The sequence below is a fragment of the Streptomyces sp. S186 genome, assembly GCF_051603415.1.
Lineage (GTDB): Bacteria > Actinomycetota > Actinomycetes > Streptomycetales > Streptomycetaceae > Streptomyces.
The window spans coordinates 3,037,563-3,052,380 of sequence record NZ_CP193932.1; the positions used below are offsets into that span (position 1 = coordinate 3,037,563).

Consider the following 14,818-nt stretch of genomic DNA (forward strand, 5'->3'; position numbering starts at 1 on the left):
CACGACGCGCCGCCCACCCCGCCGTCCCCGTGCACGCCCCTCAGGCAGGCGGACAGGCTCGACTCAGAACAGGCTGAGCAGGGCCTCCGCCGGGTCCACCGGTGTCGCGTTGCCGTCCGGCAGGGTGAGTTCGAACCAGACGGTCTTGCCGCGCGGGGTGCGGCGGCTGCCCCAGCGTTCGCTCAGCAGGCCGACGAGCTGGAGGCCGCGGCCGCCCTCGTCGGTGTCCCGGGCCCGCCGTCGCCGCGGCTGGGCCAGATCGGCGTCCCAGACCTCGCAGACCAGCGTCCGGTCCAGCAGCAGCCGCAGCCGGATCTCGCCCTGCCCGTGCCGCAGGGCGTTCGTCACCAGCTCGCTGACCAGCAGCTCGGTGGTGTCGACCAGGGCCTGCAGCCCCCAGTCGGTGAGCTGGTCGCGGGCCAGCTCCCGGGCCCGGGCCACCGACCGCGGCTCCGGCGCCAGGCTCCAGTCGCCCACCGCGTCCTTGGGCAGCCCGTGCACCCGGGCCATCAGCAGCGCGATGTCGTCCTCGCCGTGCGAGGTGTCCAGGGCGGACAGGACGTGGTCGCAGACGTCCTCCAGGGGTCGGTCGGAGTCCGAGAGCGCGCGCCGGAACGCCTGTAGTCCTTCGTCCAGCGGGTGGTGGCGGGACTCGACCAGGCCGTCGGTGTAGAGGGCCAGCAGCGCGCCGTCCGGCACCTCGACCTCGATCTCCTCGAACGGTTCCCCGCCGACGCCCAGCGGCATCCCCGGCGGCACGTCCAGCAGCAGCGCCTCCTCGCCCTCCTCGACCAGCACCGGCGGCAGATGCCCGGCGTTGGCGAAGGTACAGCGGCGGGTGATCGGGTCGTAGACGGCGTAGACGCAGGTGGCGAGGTAGACCTCGGAGAGGTCGGCGGTGCGGGCGGCCGAGCGGTCCCGGGCCGGCCCGCCGGGCGCGGCCCCGGAGCGGCTGCGCGCGGTCCGCGCCATGGCGCCCCGGTCGCCGCTGCCGCCCAGCCCCCGCGCGATCTCGTCCAGCGCCCCCAGCACCTCCGCCGGCTCCAGGTCCAGCAGCGCCAACGTACGGACCGCGGTGCGGAGTTCGCCCATGGCGACCGCGGCGCGCAGGCCCCGGCCCATCACGTCGCCGACCACCAACGCGGTGCGGTGGCCGGGGAGTTCGATGACGTCGAACCAGTCGCCGCCGACCTCGGTGGCGGTGGTGCCGGGCAGATAGCGGCAGGCGATGTCCAGCCCGGCCGCCTCCGGGTCGCCGGGCGGCAGCAGGCTGCGCTGCAGTATCAGGGCGCGCTCGTGCTCGCGGCGATAGAGGCGGGCGTTGTCGATGCAGACCGCGGCCCGGGCCGCCAGTTCGACGGCGAGGGCGGTGTCGCGTTCGCCGAAGGGTTCGCTGCCCTTGGTGCGGGAGAACTGCACCAGGCCGACGACGGTGTCCCGGGCGACCATCGGCACCGCGAGGGTGGAGTGCACCACCGCGCCCAGCTCCGGCCCGTCGTCGCTCTCCCGGCCGGGGATGATCTGCGCCTGGGCGGTGCGCAGGGCGGCCGCGCACGGGGAGTTGAACGGATAGCGGTGGACGGCACCGGGCTCGACCGGTGTCTCCTCGGGCGCCCTGCCGGGCAGCGGGACGTCGGAGACCGCGCTGGCGAAGGCCACCCGGCGCAGCTCCGCGCTGCCGTCGCTCATCCCGGGCTGCTCCTCGTCGCCGGCCAGCAGCCCCTGGTAGAGGTCGACCGACGCCAGGTCGCAGAACTGCGGTACGGCGACGTCGAGCAGGGTGCGGGCGGTGGTCTCCAGGTCGAGGGAGTTGCCTATCCGGGCGCCGGCCTCGTTGAGCAGCGCGAGGTTGCGGCGGGCGTTGGCGGCCTCGCGTTCGGCGCGGCGGCGGCCGGTGACGTCGGAGGCGAGCGCGGCGACGCCGATGGGGCGGCCGCTGGCGCCGTGCAGCCGGTAGAGCGAGACCGACCAGCGGCGGCGGTCGTCCTCGCCGGGCACCTGGCCCACCAGCTGCATCTCGCTGACCGGTTCGCCGGTCTCCAGGACCCGGCGCAGCGCGACGGTCATCCGCTCGGCCTCGGGGCGCGGCAGGAAGTCGTGCGGGGTGCCGCCGCGGTACCTGCTCGCCGGGCCACCGAAGACGGTGGCGAACCGCTCGTTGACCCGCAGCAGCTTGAGGTCGGTGCCGAACAGGGTGAAGCCCATGGGGGATTGACCGAAAACGGCCTGCGCGGCGGCGAGGTCGGTCTCGATGCCGCGGAGCGCCCGGACGTCGACGACCAGGCAGACCGCGCCGCGTTCGCCGTCCTCGTTCTCGGCCGGCATCACGTAGATCTCGGCGAGCCCCTCGGCCGCCCTGCCCTCCTCCCTGCGGTAGGGCACCAGGCCGGTCCACTCCCGGCCGTCGAGGATCTCGGACACCTTGCGGCGCCCGGTCTCGCGGAACTCGCCGGGCACGAACGCCTCGACGGGGTCCTTGCCGAGGGCGTGGCGGGCGGGGATGCCGAGCATCTGCGCGGCCCGCTCGCTCCACTGGTCGACGCGCCCGTCGGGACCGAGGGAGAACGAGGCGACCTTGATGTAGTCGTAGATCGATCCGGGGCGGCTGCTCTGCCATACCGGCGCACCCTGCGGCTCGCCGGCACGGCGGCGTTCGCCAGGGTCCACACGACCGTCCGCACCGCCCCGGCCGCCGTTCTGCGCGGGTACCACCCCGCCGGATGACATCTCGCTCACGAGCCCCGTCCCCTCCAGCTCATCGTGCCCGGACCGGACCTGCCGAGTATTCCAGCACCTCGGCTATCCGGAACACGGTCTTCACGATCACAGCACAGTCTCGATCGCAGGCCATCTACGGAATGTCGATGAAATGGCAACGATCAGGACTCCCCATGACTCCTAACCAGCCACCGACAACTCGAACCACACTGTCTTGCCGCTCTTTCCCTGCCGGGTGCCCCAGCGCCGCGAACTGTGCGCGACCAGCTGGAGTCCGCGTCCGCCCTCGTCGTCCGGGGCGGCGGTGCGGGTCCGCGGCGGGTCGGGCAGCGGATCGGAGACCTCGACGAGCAGCGCCCCGGCGCCGAGCAGCACCATGCGCACGCCGATCGGCCCGCTGGCGTACCGCAGGGAGTTGGTGACCAGCTCGCTGACCAGCAGGACCGCGACATCGGCGGCGCCGTTCAGCCCCCAGTCGTCGAGCACCTGACGGACCATGGTGCGGGCGGTGCGCACCGCTCCGGGGTCGGCGGGGAAGCTCCACTCGGCGCTCGGCGCGCCGGAGGCCCTGCCGCGCCTGCGGACATCGGTGGTGCCGGGATCCGGGACCTCTGCCGCTGCGCTGTCGCTCACGCCGATCACTTCCCAGGCCGAGGGTCCCCCGCCGTACCCGGCCCACGCCGAAGGGGCCAACGAGGGGGCCAACGAAGGGGCTAACCAGGACATACCCGGTATTGAACGGCGAGTACCGCCCCCAAATGCACACAGTGGCACAAATAGCGCAAATCTCCTGGTAAAGCGCGGGCGCGAGGAAAGCGGGGAGGAATGCGAGGAGGCAAGCGAGAAGGGGCACGAGGGGGCGTGACGAGGGCGCAGCGGACCGGGCACCGGGCGTGCCGTCGGCGCCCGTCAGACGCGCCCTGAGCACGCCGCGGCGGCGCCCCCTACAACCGCGCGCCCGGGATCCCCACCGCGGGCCGGGACCCCAGCCGGCGCATCACCTCGGCGACCGCCGGACGGTCCTGGTCCAGCCAGTCGACCTCGCGCTCCTCACCGGGCCGCAGCCAGCGCAGCTCGTCATGGTCCTGGAGCGGCTCCGGACGGCCGGAGACCAGCCGGGCGGTCCACACCTGGAGCACATAGCCGGGCCGCAGCACCCACTCGCCCGGAATCCGCTCCACGGGGGCGGCGTCCACGCCCAGCTCCTCGTGCAGCTCGCGGACGAGCGCCTGCTCCGGCGTCTCTCCGTCCTCCACCTTGCCGCCGGGCAGCTCCCACCGGCCGGCCAACGCGGGTGGCGCGCTCCGCCGGGCGGCCAGCAGCCGCCCCCGCTCGCACACCGCACCGCCCACCACTACGCGCACCGTCGTCATGCGCGGCAGCCTACGTCCCCCGCCGGTCTTCCGCTCCCCGCCCGTCTCCCCTCGCGCCGCTCCTCAGGCGGCTCCCTGCCCGACCCGCTCGACCACGTAAAGCCGTTGATTGCCACGGGTGTCGAGGCGGTCGGCGACCCGCTCCGCCTCCGCTCGGGTGGCATAGCGGCCGACGCGATAGCGGTTGCCGCCTTCGTCCTGGCGGATGACGAGCCAGGGCAGCACGGTCTCGTCCTCGGTCATTGCGCCCCTCCGTCCGCCGCGCAGCGCGCCGCGGCGGCGCGCCCCTCCTCTGCTGATGCCGAAATCGCAATCCGCATATGCCCGAGCCTACGCCCGACCTTCACGCACCGGTTATGGAATTACACAAAGAGAGACCGAACCGGCCACCCGCGGGCCCTGGATCACCAGGTGCGGCCCGCGAGCGGCCGGGGTGCCCGAGGAGCTCGGGCGGTAGTGCACGGTGGGCCGGGGAAGCCCACGGGGAACGGTGCCTCAGGCGGTCGTCGCGGCCTTGTCGCCGCCCGTCTCGCCGCCCTTCGCACCGTCGGCCTCGCCGGCCGCCTCGGCCGCGGCGAGCTCCGCCTCGACCTGGACCAGCGACGGGTTGCGCCAGGCGCTGCGCACGCCCCAGTAGTAGAAGGCCAGCGCGATCGCCGCGACCACCGCGAGGTCGATGCCCGGCGGGAGGTAGCCCTGGCCGCCGAACTCCTTGCCGCCCAGATAGGAGACGGCCGCCATCGCCACGAGGTAGATCACCATCCAGGCGCCCGCCTTGAGGTGCGGCATCAGCTCGCGCAGCGGGCTGCGGCCCTGCTTCCACGGCCGGACGATCTCGTACCAGGCCCAGACCGGCAGCCCGATGGCCATGATGAAGATGACCTTGCCGGTGAGCGGCCACTTGCCCCAGTACAGGACCAGCGAACCGAAGATCATCGCGATCGGCGCGATGACCGGCATGGCGCGCAGCTGCACCGGCCGCTTCATCTGCGGCGCCAGCCGCCGCAGGCCCATCACCGCGACCGGCCCGGTGATGTACGAGATGACGGTCGCGACCGAGACGATCTCGGCGAGCGAGCCCCAGCCGCGGAAAACCGCGAGGAACATGAACGCGACGACGAGGTTCAGCACCAGCGCCGGGCGCGGGATGCCGGTCTTGGGGTCCACCTTGCCGAAGACGCCCGGCAGGTGACCGTTCTCCTGGACGCCCTGGATCATGCGCGAGGTGGTCGCGGCGTAGATCATGCCGGTGCCGGACGGCGAGACGAACGCGTCCGCGTACAGCAGCAGCGCCAGCCAGTTCAGGCCCCAGGCGAGGCCCAGCTCGGCGAGCGGGGAGTGGTAGGACAGGCCGCCCCAGCCCTTGCTGAGGTCGGCGGCGGGCACCGCGAAGAGGAAGGCGACCTGCAGCGCGAGGTAGATGACCAGCGCGATGATGATCGAGAAGGCGACGGCCTTGGGCAGCGAGCGGCCCGGGTTGCGGGCCTCACCGGCGAGGTTCAGCGGCGACTGGAAGCCGTTGTAGGCCCAGACGATGCCGGAGAGCGCCACACAGCTGAAGACCGCGCTCCAGCCGTTGGGGGCGAAGCCGCCGGCGCGGTCGATGTTGCCGGTGTCGAAGTGCGACAGGATCAGGGCGCCCGCGGTGAGGATCGGCACGACGACCTTGAAGACCGTGATCGCGGTGTTCGTCTTGGCGAACAGCGACACCGCGAACCAGTTCATGAAGAAGTAGAAGATCAGCAGCACGCTGGCCACCGCGACGCCGGAGCCGGTCAGCTCCGTGCCGTCGTACAGCGCCTTGGCCCAGCCGAAGTTCCACGAGCTCATGTACTGGACGGAGGCGGTCGCCTCGCCCGGGATCACGGACACGATGGCGATCCAGTTGGCCCAGGCCGCCAGGTAGCCCGCGAGGGAGCCGTGCGAGTACTGGCCGTAGCGGACCATGCCGCCCGCCTTGGGGAACATCGAGCCGAGCTCGGTGTAGGTCAGCGCGATCGTCAGGGCGACGACTGCGCCGATGACCCAGGCGAGGATCGCGGCCGGACCGGCGATGGCGGCGGCGCGCTCGGCGCCGAACAGCCAGCCGGAACCGATGATGGACCCGAGACCAGTGGCGGTCAGGGCGATGGTCCCGAGGGACCGACGGTAATTCGACGAGTGCGAGCCCTGCTCCGCACTCGTTGTCTTCGTCGTGGTCACGTGCTGGTCTCCTGGTCTTCCCCCGTGCCGTGCACAAACTTCGCCATCGTATGAGCGAATCCGAAGATCCGGTTCCCGCACCGGACAAAAAATCCCGCCGAGTTGAGCCTCTGTGAGGTTTCCAACACCGTTATCCGGACGGCATTCACCATCAAAACCGTGCAAACCGGACACTCAAGTCGGCTGGAAATCGCGGGCGTCGGACCCTGCGATTTGCGCAGGATCCCCACACACGGCGTCGACTTGGCGACCACGGGCAGTCCACGGGGGCACGGGAGCGCGCACGGCCGCCCCGGATATCCGACGAAACCCGGCACAACACCCCGCGCGGGGGCCGTCGCACCGCCCCCGCCGCTACTTCATCTACTTCGCCTACTTCACCGGCAGGTGGTACGCGACCCGATGGCGCGCCGCGAGCGCGATCACATCCGCCGTCTCGACCGGCCGGCCGCCCGCGAAGTACGTACGCGAGACGACCAGCACCGCATGGCCCGGCACCCCGCCCAGCGCCATCGCCTCCTCCGCCAGGCCCGGCCGTGCCCCGACCTCCTCGACGACGTTGTCCACCACCACGTCGATCGCGGCCATCCGCTCGACCACCCCGCGCCCGGCCAGCGGGCCCTCCTCCGGCAGCATCACCGGCGTCCGCCCGGTGATCTCCAGCGGCTCCCAGGAGGTGGAGAGCATCGACGGCTCCCCCTCCGCGCGGAACACATAGCGCGTCCGCATCACCTTGGCGCCCACCGGGATCCGCAGCCGGGCCGCCACCGCCGAACCGGCCGCCTCCTGCTCGCTGTTGGACTCCCAGGTGCCGCGCACCCGCTCGTCCGTCTGCTCCTGGCGGAACGGCGTGCAGCCCCGGTGGTGATAGCCGCCGCGGGCGATCCGGCGCGGCACCGGCTGCTCCCGCACATACGTCCCCGACCCGGACCGGCCCTCCACCAGTCCCTCGGCCATCAGGACCTTGCGTGCCTCCAGTGCGACGGTGTCGGAGACGCCGTACTGCTCGCGGATACGCGCCTGGGAGGGGAGCCGGGTGTGCGGGGCCAGCACCCCGTCGACGATCTTCTGGCGCAGGTCACCGGCGACGCGGAGGTACGCGGGCTGCTCACCGAAAGGCACGTGCCCCTCCCAACAGCTTGACAGTCAGCGACAGCGTGACAACCCCGCGTCGCCGACCGCAAGCCTGAGCCAGACATTTACGGACGGCGATCGCCGCAGCTCAGTTCCGTCTCTCCCGCGCCCGTCGCACCCCAAAACACCCGTTCCACGTCCGGCCGTGTCACCATCGCCACCGAGATCGCCACCGATCAGCAAGGGGCCGTGATGCCGATCGAGAACGCCGCCGTCAGCTCCCTCCGCCCGATGCCCGGCGACTGGCGGCGGGCGCTGGCCGTCGTGGCCCACCCCGACGACCTCGAATACGGCGCCGCGGCCGCCATCGCCGAATGGGCCGACGCCGGCCGGGACATCCGCTACCTCCTGGTCACCCGCGGCGAGGCCGGTATCGACGGCCTGGCGCCGCCGGAGTGCGCCGCGGTACGCGAGGCCGAGCAGCGCGCCGCCGCGGCGCACGTCGGCGTCCGCACCGTGGAGTTCCTCGACGGCCACCGGGACGGCGTGATCGAGCCCTCCCTGGCGCTCCGCCGCGACCTGGCCGCCGCGGTCCGCCGGCACCGCCCCGAGCTGCTGATCACCCTCAACCACCGCGACACCTGGTTCGGCACGCACTGGAACACCCCCGACCACCGGGTGGTGGGCCGCGCCGTTCTGGACGCCGCAGCCGACGCCGGCAACCGCTGGATCTTCCCCGAACTCGCCGACACCGAGGGCCTCGCGCCCTGGCCCGGCGTCCGCTGGACCGCCGTGGCCGGCTCGCCCCGTCCCACCCACGCCGCCGAAGTGGGCCCCGGCATCCCCCGCGCCGTCGAGTCGCTGGCCGCCCACACCACCTACATCAAGGCCCTCACCACCGCCGGCCAGGACCCGCACGCCTACGCCCGCGACTTCCTCGACCGTGCCTACGCCACCGCCGCCGCCCGCCACCACGGCCGCCCGGCGGTGCTGTTCGAGGTGTTCGCGCACTGAGACGCGTCCGAGGGGCCGGCTCAGGCGCCGGAGCGGAGACCGGTCAGGGCGAGGGCCAGGTGGAGGGCGGTGCCGGTGATCATCGCTTGTTCGTCGAGGGTCATCCGGTTGGAGTGGCACGGGGCGGCCTCACCGGGGGAGGTCCCGGGCGGACAGGCCCCCACGAGGACGAGGGCGCCGGGGACGCGTTCCAGGAGGTAGCCGAAGTCCTCGGCGGCCATGACGGGAGAGGGCAGCTCGACGGAGCGTTCCGGGCCGAGGAGTTCGGCGGCCAGGTCGAGGATCCGGGCGGCCTCTTCGGGGGTGTTGACGGTGGGGGCGCAGGCGTAGCTGTGGGTGACGCGGCAGGTGAGGCCGTGGGCCTCGGCGGTGGATTCGGCGAGCCGGGTGATGCGGGCCCACGCCTGGGCCCTCGATTCGGGGGTGTAGGCGCGGAGCGTGCCCTTGAGGACGCCGGATTCCGGGATGACGTTGGAGGTGGTGCCGGCCGTCACCGCGCCGAGGCTCACCAGGACCGGGGAGGCCGGATCGAAGCTCCTGGAGACCGTGCTCAGCAGGCCCGTGCCCAGGGTGAGCAGGGCCGGGATGGGGTCGTTGCAGGTGTGCGGCATGGACGCGTGGCCGCCGCGGCCGGTGAGGGTGATCTCGAACTCGTCGCAGGAGGCGAAGAAGGAGCCGGGTCTGGTGGCGACGACGCCGGAGGGGAGGTTGGGGTTGACGTGCAGGGCGAAGGCCGCGTCCACCGGCTCGTCCAGGAGCCCGTCCGCCAGCATCCGTTCGGCGCCTCCGCAGCCCTCCTCGCCGGGCTGGAAGACGAACTTCACGGTGCCCGCGACCTCCTCGCGCAGCTCGGTGGCCAGGAGGGTGGCGGCGCCCAGCAGCATCGCGGTGTGCATGTCGTGGCCGCAGGCGTGGGCCGCGCCGGGGTTCTGGCTGGCGAACGCCAGGCCGGTGTCCTCCGTCATGGGCAGCGCGTCGGTGTCGGCCCGCAGCAGGAGGGTGGGGCCGGGGCGGCTGCCGCGCAGGGTCGCGGTCACGGAGCTGCAGGTGCGGCCCCGGGTGACGGCCAGGTCCAGTCCTTCGAGCGCCTGGAGGACGGCCTGCTGGGTCCGTGGGTTGTGGACTCCCGTCTCCGGGTGGACGTGCAGATCGCGGCGCCAGCGGACCAGTTGGGGAAGCTGCTGTGCGACGCGGTCGAGCAGGTCGGTGCGCAGGGCGTCACGCATGGCCGGGGTGTGCCTTTCGCAGGGCCTTGGGCAGGGCGAGGACGACGATCAGGAAGGAGAGGCCGGCGCTGGCGGCCGCTCCGATGACGAGGGGGTCGTAGGAGTGCAGGGCGTCGAAGCTGAGCCCGCCGGCCTCGCTGGCCGCGAACGCGCCGACCTGGTGGAGACACCACATCAGCCCCAGGGCGAGGCCCTTGGCGCGCGGGTCCAGCGCGTTGAGCAGGTACATCGACCCCGCCACCACCGTGCCCATGTAGCTGATGCCGAAGAGCAGACCGAAGACCCAGGCGGTGAGGACGGAGGGGGCCACCACCATCACGACCAGTGACAGGGCCCGGATCAGATAGCAGCCCGCCAGCACCTTCAGGCCGTGGCCGCGGTCGCACAGATACCCGGCGACGAGCGAACCGACGATCTCCGCGGCGCCCAGGATCGCCATGGTGGTGCTCGCGGTGCCGCCGCCCAGACCGTGGCTGTCGAGGCTCGCCACCAGGTGCACGTCGACGAAGGACATGGTCACGCCGCAGCCGACGAAGGCGAGGCTGATGGTCCAGAAGACCGGGGAGCGCAGTGCGGCGCCGACCATACCGCCCTTGGCCTTCTCCGCTTGTTCCGCTGCCGGTTGCTCTCCTGCCGGCGCCGTCTTTCCGTCCTCTTCCGGCGCCTTCTTCTCTCCCGGCAGGAAGACGAGGGCCAGGAGCATGAGGGCGACCATGAGGACGCCCAGGGCGATGAACACCGTGCGCCAGGAGGTGCTCTTCTCGACGTAGATCCACAGGGGCACCAGCGCGATGAAGCCGACGGCCGTGCCGTTCATGAGGATGGCGTACGTCAGGCCGCGGCGGTGCGGCGGGAACAGCTCGTCGACCAGAACGCCCAGCGGAACGTAGGAGATCGCGGTGTACGCGATCGCCAGTCCCACTCCGTACACCACCGAGAACAGCGCGAAGGAGCTGATGACGCCGCCGACGAGGAACATCGCGCCGCCCAGTACCAGCCCGCCGGCCAGCGAGCGGCGGGCGCCCAACCGGTCGGCGACGAAACCCATGACGGGGGAGGCGATCGCATAGGCCAGCATGAACACCGACGGGGCGATGGCGAAGGTGCCGCGGCTCACCGAGAAGTCGTGCGCCATCGACACATAGAACACGCTGACCGTGTTCTTGATGGCGGACGACATCAGGGCGATGACGAAGCCCAGCGCGACTGCCACCAGGATGAAGGTCTTCGTGTGTGTCCGTTTCGCCGCCGGCGGGGAGTCCGGGCCGGGCCGGGCCTGCGTATCGGGCTCTGTCTCGTTGGTCGCCATGTCGTCCTTAGTCACTTGCCTTGGTGGTCGGTCGGCGCGGATCGGCCCGGAGTGTGCCGCTCGATCCGCCCCGGCGCTCGGGGCTCAGGCTTCCGGCGTCGGGTCCGCGCGCTCGTTCAGCTCCGCGAGTCGGCTGGTGACCGTGGCGGCCAGTTCCGCCACCTGGTGCCGCATGTAATGCCCGCGGTGCCGCTGTCCGTCGACGCGGACGTAGTCGTCGAGCACACCGTACGTGGTGAATCCGAGGCGGGCCCATACCTTATGAGCCTTGGAATCCTCCCGGACGTCGATGAGGAGCAGTTCGGTACCGAGTTCCGTCGCCTTCAGGCAGACGTGCCGGGCGAGTTGGAAGACCGCGGTGGTGCCGCGTACCCGTGGTGCGAGATATGCCTTCTCCACCTCCGCTATATGGCGGGAGTTGGGCATCGAGCGGGTTTTGATCACGCACATGGCCACGGTGCCCTCGGCGTCCTCGCCGAGGAGAACATGGCCGGTTCCTTTCGCCTTCAGTTCCTTCAGCCCGTCGACGAATCCGGTGAGTTGCTCCTCGGTCGGCCGGGCCGCGTATCCGAGGATTCCTTCGTCGGCGACGCTCGCGGCCAGCATGCCGGCCAATGCCTCGGCGTGGCCGTCCAGTTCGGCGGCCCAGTGCCAGCGCAGTTCAGCAGTCATCGCGTTCACTTACCCGGGTTTCTTCGTGTGGAGGTGGAATGCACGTGCCGTGTTTCAGGGCGCGGTGCGTGCCGTGTTCAGGGCATGGTGCGTGCCGTGTTCACGTCGCCGGCCGTTGCGGTGGACCGGGCGACGGCGCGCAGCCAGTTCCCGAAGAATCTGGTCGTGTCCGACCGCCAGTCGGCCAGGATTCCCTCCGTCGCCGACTCGGCCGGGAAGCTCGCCAGCAGGGCGGTGTCCCGCTGTTCCCGTAATTTCTCGGTATAGCGGAGTACCAGTTCCCGCGCCGTGGCATCCAGATAGGGTTCCGGAAGCTGCGGGAACTCGTCGGTCTCCCCGGCCAGATGGCGTCGCAGATCGCGCTGGTATTCGCGCAGCAGGGTGTCCCGGCGGTATTCGGGGTGCCCCTGGCAGAAGAGGTGGCGCAGTCCGTCCGGGCTCGCTGCGAGATGCCAGTCGTCGTCGCCGGTCTCCAGGAGGGGGACGACCCCCGCCCGGTGGAGTTCCGCCGCCGGCACACTGTTCCAGCGGGAGTGCGGCACGGGCACGCCGTGGGAGAGTCCGGCGGTGAGCACGTGGTCCGGGACGCTCACGCGGTGTTCGGCCACTTCCGTGTACTTGTCGGCCAGCCGTCGGCGCCGCAGCCCGTACAGCACATACAGCGCGGCGTGCGCCGACTGGCACGAGAAGAGGGTGGACGGCACCCGGTCCGCGGTGTCCTCGATGATGCGGCGCACCACGGCCAGCGCCGGCTCCGACTCGATGTCCAGCCGGGTCGGTTCGCTTCCGGTGACGAGCAGGGCGTCCGCCGCGACGAGCCGCCGCCAGTCGATGCCGCAGTGCTCGGGGGCGCAGTTCGGGTCGACGGCGTGGTATTCGAAGGCGAGGGACAGTCCGCTTTCCGTGGCCGCGGACTCGATCGCGGAGCGGAACATCTTCTGTGCCGGCCTGTTCGGGACGGCCGACATGAGGTCGACCAGCCCGATCCGCAGCGCTCGTCGCTCGGCGTCGTGGCGGGTGTGTGACATGCCGTATCCATTCACTCGGACGAAATGGTCACGTTGTCGAGTGCCTTGTCCAGGTCCGTGATGAGGTCGTCGATGTGTTCCAGACCGACGGAGAGCCGCAGCATGTTCCCGGTGATTCCGGAGCGCTCCCTGGCCTCGGGCGACAGGCGGCCGTGGGTGGTCGACGCGGGGTGCGTGATCATGGACTTGGTATCGCCGATATTGGTCGTCAGGGAGATCAGGGAAAGGTGGTCGGCGACCCGCCACGCCGTTTCCTGATCGCCGCGGACGGTGAAACTCACCAGACCGCCCGGGCCGGACTGCTGACTGTCGATCAGCTCGCGCTGTGGATGCGACCGCAGGCCGGTGAAGAAGACCTGTTCCACGGCCGGATGGCCCTCCAGCCATTCCGCCAGGAGCCGGCCGTTGCGGGAGTGCTCCCGCATACGGAGTTCCAGGGTCTCCAGACTCTTCAGGAAAACCCAGGCGTTGAACGGGCTCAGGCCGGGGCCCGCGGTACGCAGCACACCGCCGATCTCCTTGACGAGGTCGTCGCGGCCGACCACGACGCCGCCCCCGCACCGGCCCTGGCCGTCGATGTATTTGGCCGCCGAGTGGATGACGAGGTCGGCGCCGAGCGGAACGGGATTCTGCAGGGCGGGCGTGCACAGGGTGTTGTCGACCACCAGCAGAATTCCGTGCTCGGCGGCGAGCGCGGACAGCCCGCGCAGATCCGCCACGTGCATCAGGGGGTTGGTGGGGGTCTCCAGGACGAACATCACGGTGTTCGGCCGGACCTGACGGCGCCACTCCCCCAGGTCCCGCACGTCGGCGATGGTGGAGGACACCTGGAATTTCTTCAGATACGTCTGGAAGAGGCGGGTGGTGGTGCCGAACATCCCATCGGCCAGCACCACATGGTCACCGGCCTTCAACAGGCCGAGCGCGATTCCCAGATACGCGGCCATGCCGGACGCCACGGCGACGCCGGACTCCGCCTGCTCCAGCGCCGCCATGCGTTCTTCGAAGGCGGTCACGGTGGGGTTGCTGAAGCGCACATACACGTTTCCGGGACGCCGCCCGGCGAACTTCTCCGCGGCGTCCTCGGCGTCGTCGAAGACATAGCTCGACGTGAGGGCCAGGCCCTCGCTGTGGGAGTCCGAGAGGTCCTGGTACTGGCCGGCCCGTATGGCGCGGGTGGCGAACGATTCCGAGGTGAGGGGTTGAGTCACGGCGAATTGCGCTCCTTGATCCGTCCAGCGGCGTCGGCACACCGGAAACCGGACTGCGGCGGCGGTGTGCGCCACTCACACCGGCGCACAGGGAATTGACGCGAATACCGGCGGACTGCGGCGGCGGGCCGCCTCGTCAGATCGCCTCAGGAGAAAATGCGTTTCGGGCACCTGCCGCGGAAATGGGGCGCGGAATACTCCCGATTGCGTCCCCATTTCCGTGGACCGGGTGGGCGGGCGCTCCTCAGAGCCGGCCGGCCTTGTACTCCTGGTAGATGCCCTCGTACATGTTGTAGAAGAGGTCGCAGGTGTGTCCGACCGCGTAGAGCGCCTCGGACTGCTGCTCGTCGGTGGTGCAGATGTCGGCGACCAGGTCCAGGCCGTGCCGGACGTGGTGGACGTCCTCCTCCTGGTGCACGGAGAAGAACAGCAGGTCCTCGTCCTTGAGGCCGTAGACCCGCTTGAAGAGGACATCGCGGGCGTCCGCGCCGCGGGTCTCCAGGTTCTGGCCCTCGCTCGCGATCATCACCGCGGCCGCCCCGATGTGGTAGGTCTCGGGGTTCTTCACGGCGGTCATGCGGTAGTCGATGAGTTCCTGGGTGGCCGGCAGCGCCGTTTCGGCGTCCCGCGTGGCGTCGTCGATGCCGATGGCGCGGAGGAAGTCCTCCATCAGCTGCACGTGGTTCTTGGTCTTGGAGATCCGGCCGGTCTCCTCCTCGTAGAGGTTGAAGAGGAGCCGGCGCTTGTGCTTTCCGTCCGTCTTCGGGCAGTAGTAGAAAAGCGTCTCTATGTAGTCCAGGAAGTGCTTCGTCAGCTGGTAGCCCTGCAGCGCCACCTTCTGCAGCGTGTGCCGGTCCGGCTTCTCCGGGTCGAAGAGAATGTCGAACATGGGGTGGGAGAGCGTGAGCTTGTTGTGCAGGGTACGCTCAAGTTCGTCGCGGAACGCGTCTCGATCCATCGGCATGCCTGGGCTCCTCTACCTGATTTCCGG

The 14,818-nt window shown here is 70.9% G+C and carries 13 protein-coding genes; 1 reads left to right on the top strand and 12 read right to left on the bottom strand.

Features of this window, described 5'->3' with window-relative positions:
* Positions 1-63: 63 nt before the first annotated feature.
* From ACRAS8_RS12570 to ACRAS8_RS12595, 6 genes are all read right to left on the bottom strand, one after another.
* Complete coding sequence (locus ACRAS8_RS12570; RefSeq protein ID WP_438490445.1) at positions 64-2,727, bottom strand: SpoIIE family protein phosphatase; 2,664 nt, start codon at positions 2,725-2,727, stop codon at positions 64-66.
* A gap of 171 nt (positions 2,728-2,898) precedes the next feature.
* Complete coding sequence (locus ACRAS8_RS12575) at positions 2,899-3,360, bottom strand: ATP-binding protein (protein ID WP_438486015.1); 462 nt, start codon at positions 3,358-3,360, stop codon at positions 2,899-2,901.
* Between the two features lie 302 nt (positions 3,361-3,662).
* Positions 3,663-4,091, bottom strand: coding sequence for a (deoxy)nucleoside triphosphate pyrophosphohydrolase (locus ACRAS8_RS12580; RefSeq protein ID WP_037810643.1), 429 nt, complete (start codon positions 4,089-4,091; stop codon positions 3,663-3,665).
* Between the two features lie 63 nt (positions 4,092-4,154).
* Positions 4,155-4,334: an SPOR domain-containing protein gene (locus ACRAS8_RS12585; RefSeq protein ID WP_018536306.1), complete on the bottom strand. Its 180-nt coding sequence runs from the start codon at positions 4,332-4,334 to the stop codon at positions 4,155-4,157.
* Positions 4,335-4,586: 252 nt separating this feature from the next.
* Positions 4,587-6,293 carry an APC family permease gene (locus ACRAS8_RS12590; protein WP_438486016.1) on the bottom strand — a complete coding sequence of 569 codons (1,707 nt, stop codon included), beginning with the start codon at positions 6,291-6,293 and terminating at the stop codon, positions 4,587-4,589.
* A 372-nt stretch (positions 6,294-6,665) separates the two neighbouring features.
* Entirely contained in the window at positions 6,666-7,415 is a 750-nt protein-coding gene (locus ACRAS8_RS12595; RefSeq protein ID WP_438486017.1) for a GntR family transcriptional regulator, read from the bottom strand.
* A 204-nt stretch (positions 7,416-7,619) separates the two neighbouring features.
* On the opposite strand from ACRAS8_RS12595, the gene ACRAS8_RS12600 reads away from it, so the two are divergent.
* On the top strand, positions 7,620-8,381 hold the full coding sequence (locus ACRAS8_RS12600; protein ID WP_438486018.1) for a PIG-L deacetylase family protein: 762 nt from the start codon (positions 7,620-7,622) through the stop codon (positions 8,379-8,381).
* 20 nt (positions 8,382-8,401) lie between these two features.
* Here the strand turns inward: ACRAS8_RS12600 and ACRAS8_RS12605 are convergent, their stop codons facing one another.
* The 6 genes from ACRAS8_RS12605 to ACRAS8_RS12630 form a co-directional block, all read right to left on the bottom strand.
* Positions 8,402-9,607 (bottom strand): M20 metallopeptidase family protein, encoded by a 1,206-nt coding sequence (locus ACRAS8_RS12605; RefSeq protein WP_438486019.1) that lies wholly within the window; start codon positions 9,605-9,607, stop codon positions 8,402-8,404.
* A complete protein-coding gene (locus ACRAS8_RS12610) occupies positions 9,600-10,916 on the bottom strand; it encodes an MFS transporter (RefSeq protein ID WP_438486020.1) in 1,317 nt (438 codons plus the stop codon). Before ACRAS8_RS12610 ends, ACRAS8_RS12605 begins: the two co-directional genes overlap by 8 nt.
* 84 nt (positions 10,917-11,000) lie before the next feature.
* The gene (locus ACRAS8_RS12615) at positions 11,001-11,588 is read right to left on the bottom strand and encodes a hypothetical protein (protein ID WP_438486021.1); all 588 of its coding nucleotides are present in this window, start codon (positions 11,586-11,588) and stop codon (positions 11,001-11,003) included.
* A 77-nt stretch (positions 11,589-11,665) separates the two neighbouring features.
* Positions 11,666-12,616: a homoserine O-acetyltransferase/O-succinyltransferase family protein gene (locus tag ACRAS8_RS12620; RefSeq protein ID WP_438486022.1), complete on the bottom strand. Its 951-nt coding sequence runs from the start codon at positions 12,614-12,616 to the stop codon at positions 11,666-11,668.
* Between the two features lie 11 nt (positions 12,617-12,627).
* Positions 12,628-13,827: an O-succinylhomoserine sulfhydrylase gene (locus ACRAS8_RS12625; RefSeq protein ID WP_438486023.1), complete on the bottom strand. Its 1,200-nt coding sequence runs from the start codon at positions 13,825-13,827 to the stop codon at positions 12,628-12,630.
* Between the two features lie 244 nt (positions 13,828-14,071).
* Positions 14,072-14,791, bottom strand: a complete 720-nt coding sequence (locus tag ACRAS8_RS12630) for a TenA family transcriptional regulator (protein WP_438486024.1) — start codon at positions 14,789-14,791, stop codon at positions 14,072-14,074.
* Positions 14,792-14,818: the final 27 nt, after the last annotated feature.

What these genes read in the sequence shown, in the direction of transcription:
- ACRAS8_RS12600 (WP_438486018.1), top strand. Translation starts at nt 7,620, where the DNA reads ATGCCGATCGAGAACGCCGCCGTCAGCTCCCTCCGCCCGATGCCCGGC.
- ACRAS8_RS12630 (WP_438486024.1), bottom strand. Translation starts at nt 14,791, where the DNA reads ATGCCGATGGATCGAGACGCGTTCCGCGACGAACTTGAGCGTACCCTG.
- ACRAS8_RS12585 (WP_018536306.1), bottom strand. Translation starts at nt 4,334, where the DNA reads ATGACCGAGGACGAGACCGTGCTGCCCTGGCTCGTCATCCGCCAGGAC.
- ACRAS8_RS12570 (WP_438490445.1), bottom strand. Translation starts at nt 2,727, where the DNA reads ATGTCATCCGGCGGGGTGGTACCCGCGCAGAACGGCGGCCGGGGCGGT.
- ACRAS8_RS12605 (WP_438486019.1), bottom strand. Translation starts at nt 9,607, where the DNA reads ATGCGTGACGCCCTGCGCACCGACCTGCTCGACCGCGTCGCACAGCAG.
- ACRAS8_RS12615 (WP_438486021.1), bottom strand. Translation starts at nt 11,588, where the DNA reads ATGACTGCTGAACTGCGCTGGCACTGGGCCGCCGAACTGGACGGCCAC.
- ACRAS8_RS12620 (WP_438486022.1), bottom strand. Translation starts at nt 12,616, where the DNA reads ATGTCACACACCCGCCACGACGCCGAGCGACGAGCGCTGCGGATCGGG.
- ACRAS8_RS12580 (WP_037810643.1), bottom strand. Translation starts at nt 4,091, where the DNA reads ATGACGACGGTGCGCGTAGTGGTGGGCGGTGCGGTGTGCGAGCGGGGG.
- ACRAS8_RS12610 (WP_438486020.1), bottom strand. Translation starts at nt 10,916, where the DNA reads ATGGCGACCAACGAGACAGAGCCCGATACGCAGGCCCGGCCCGGCCCG.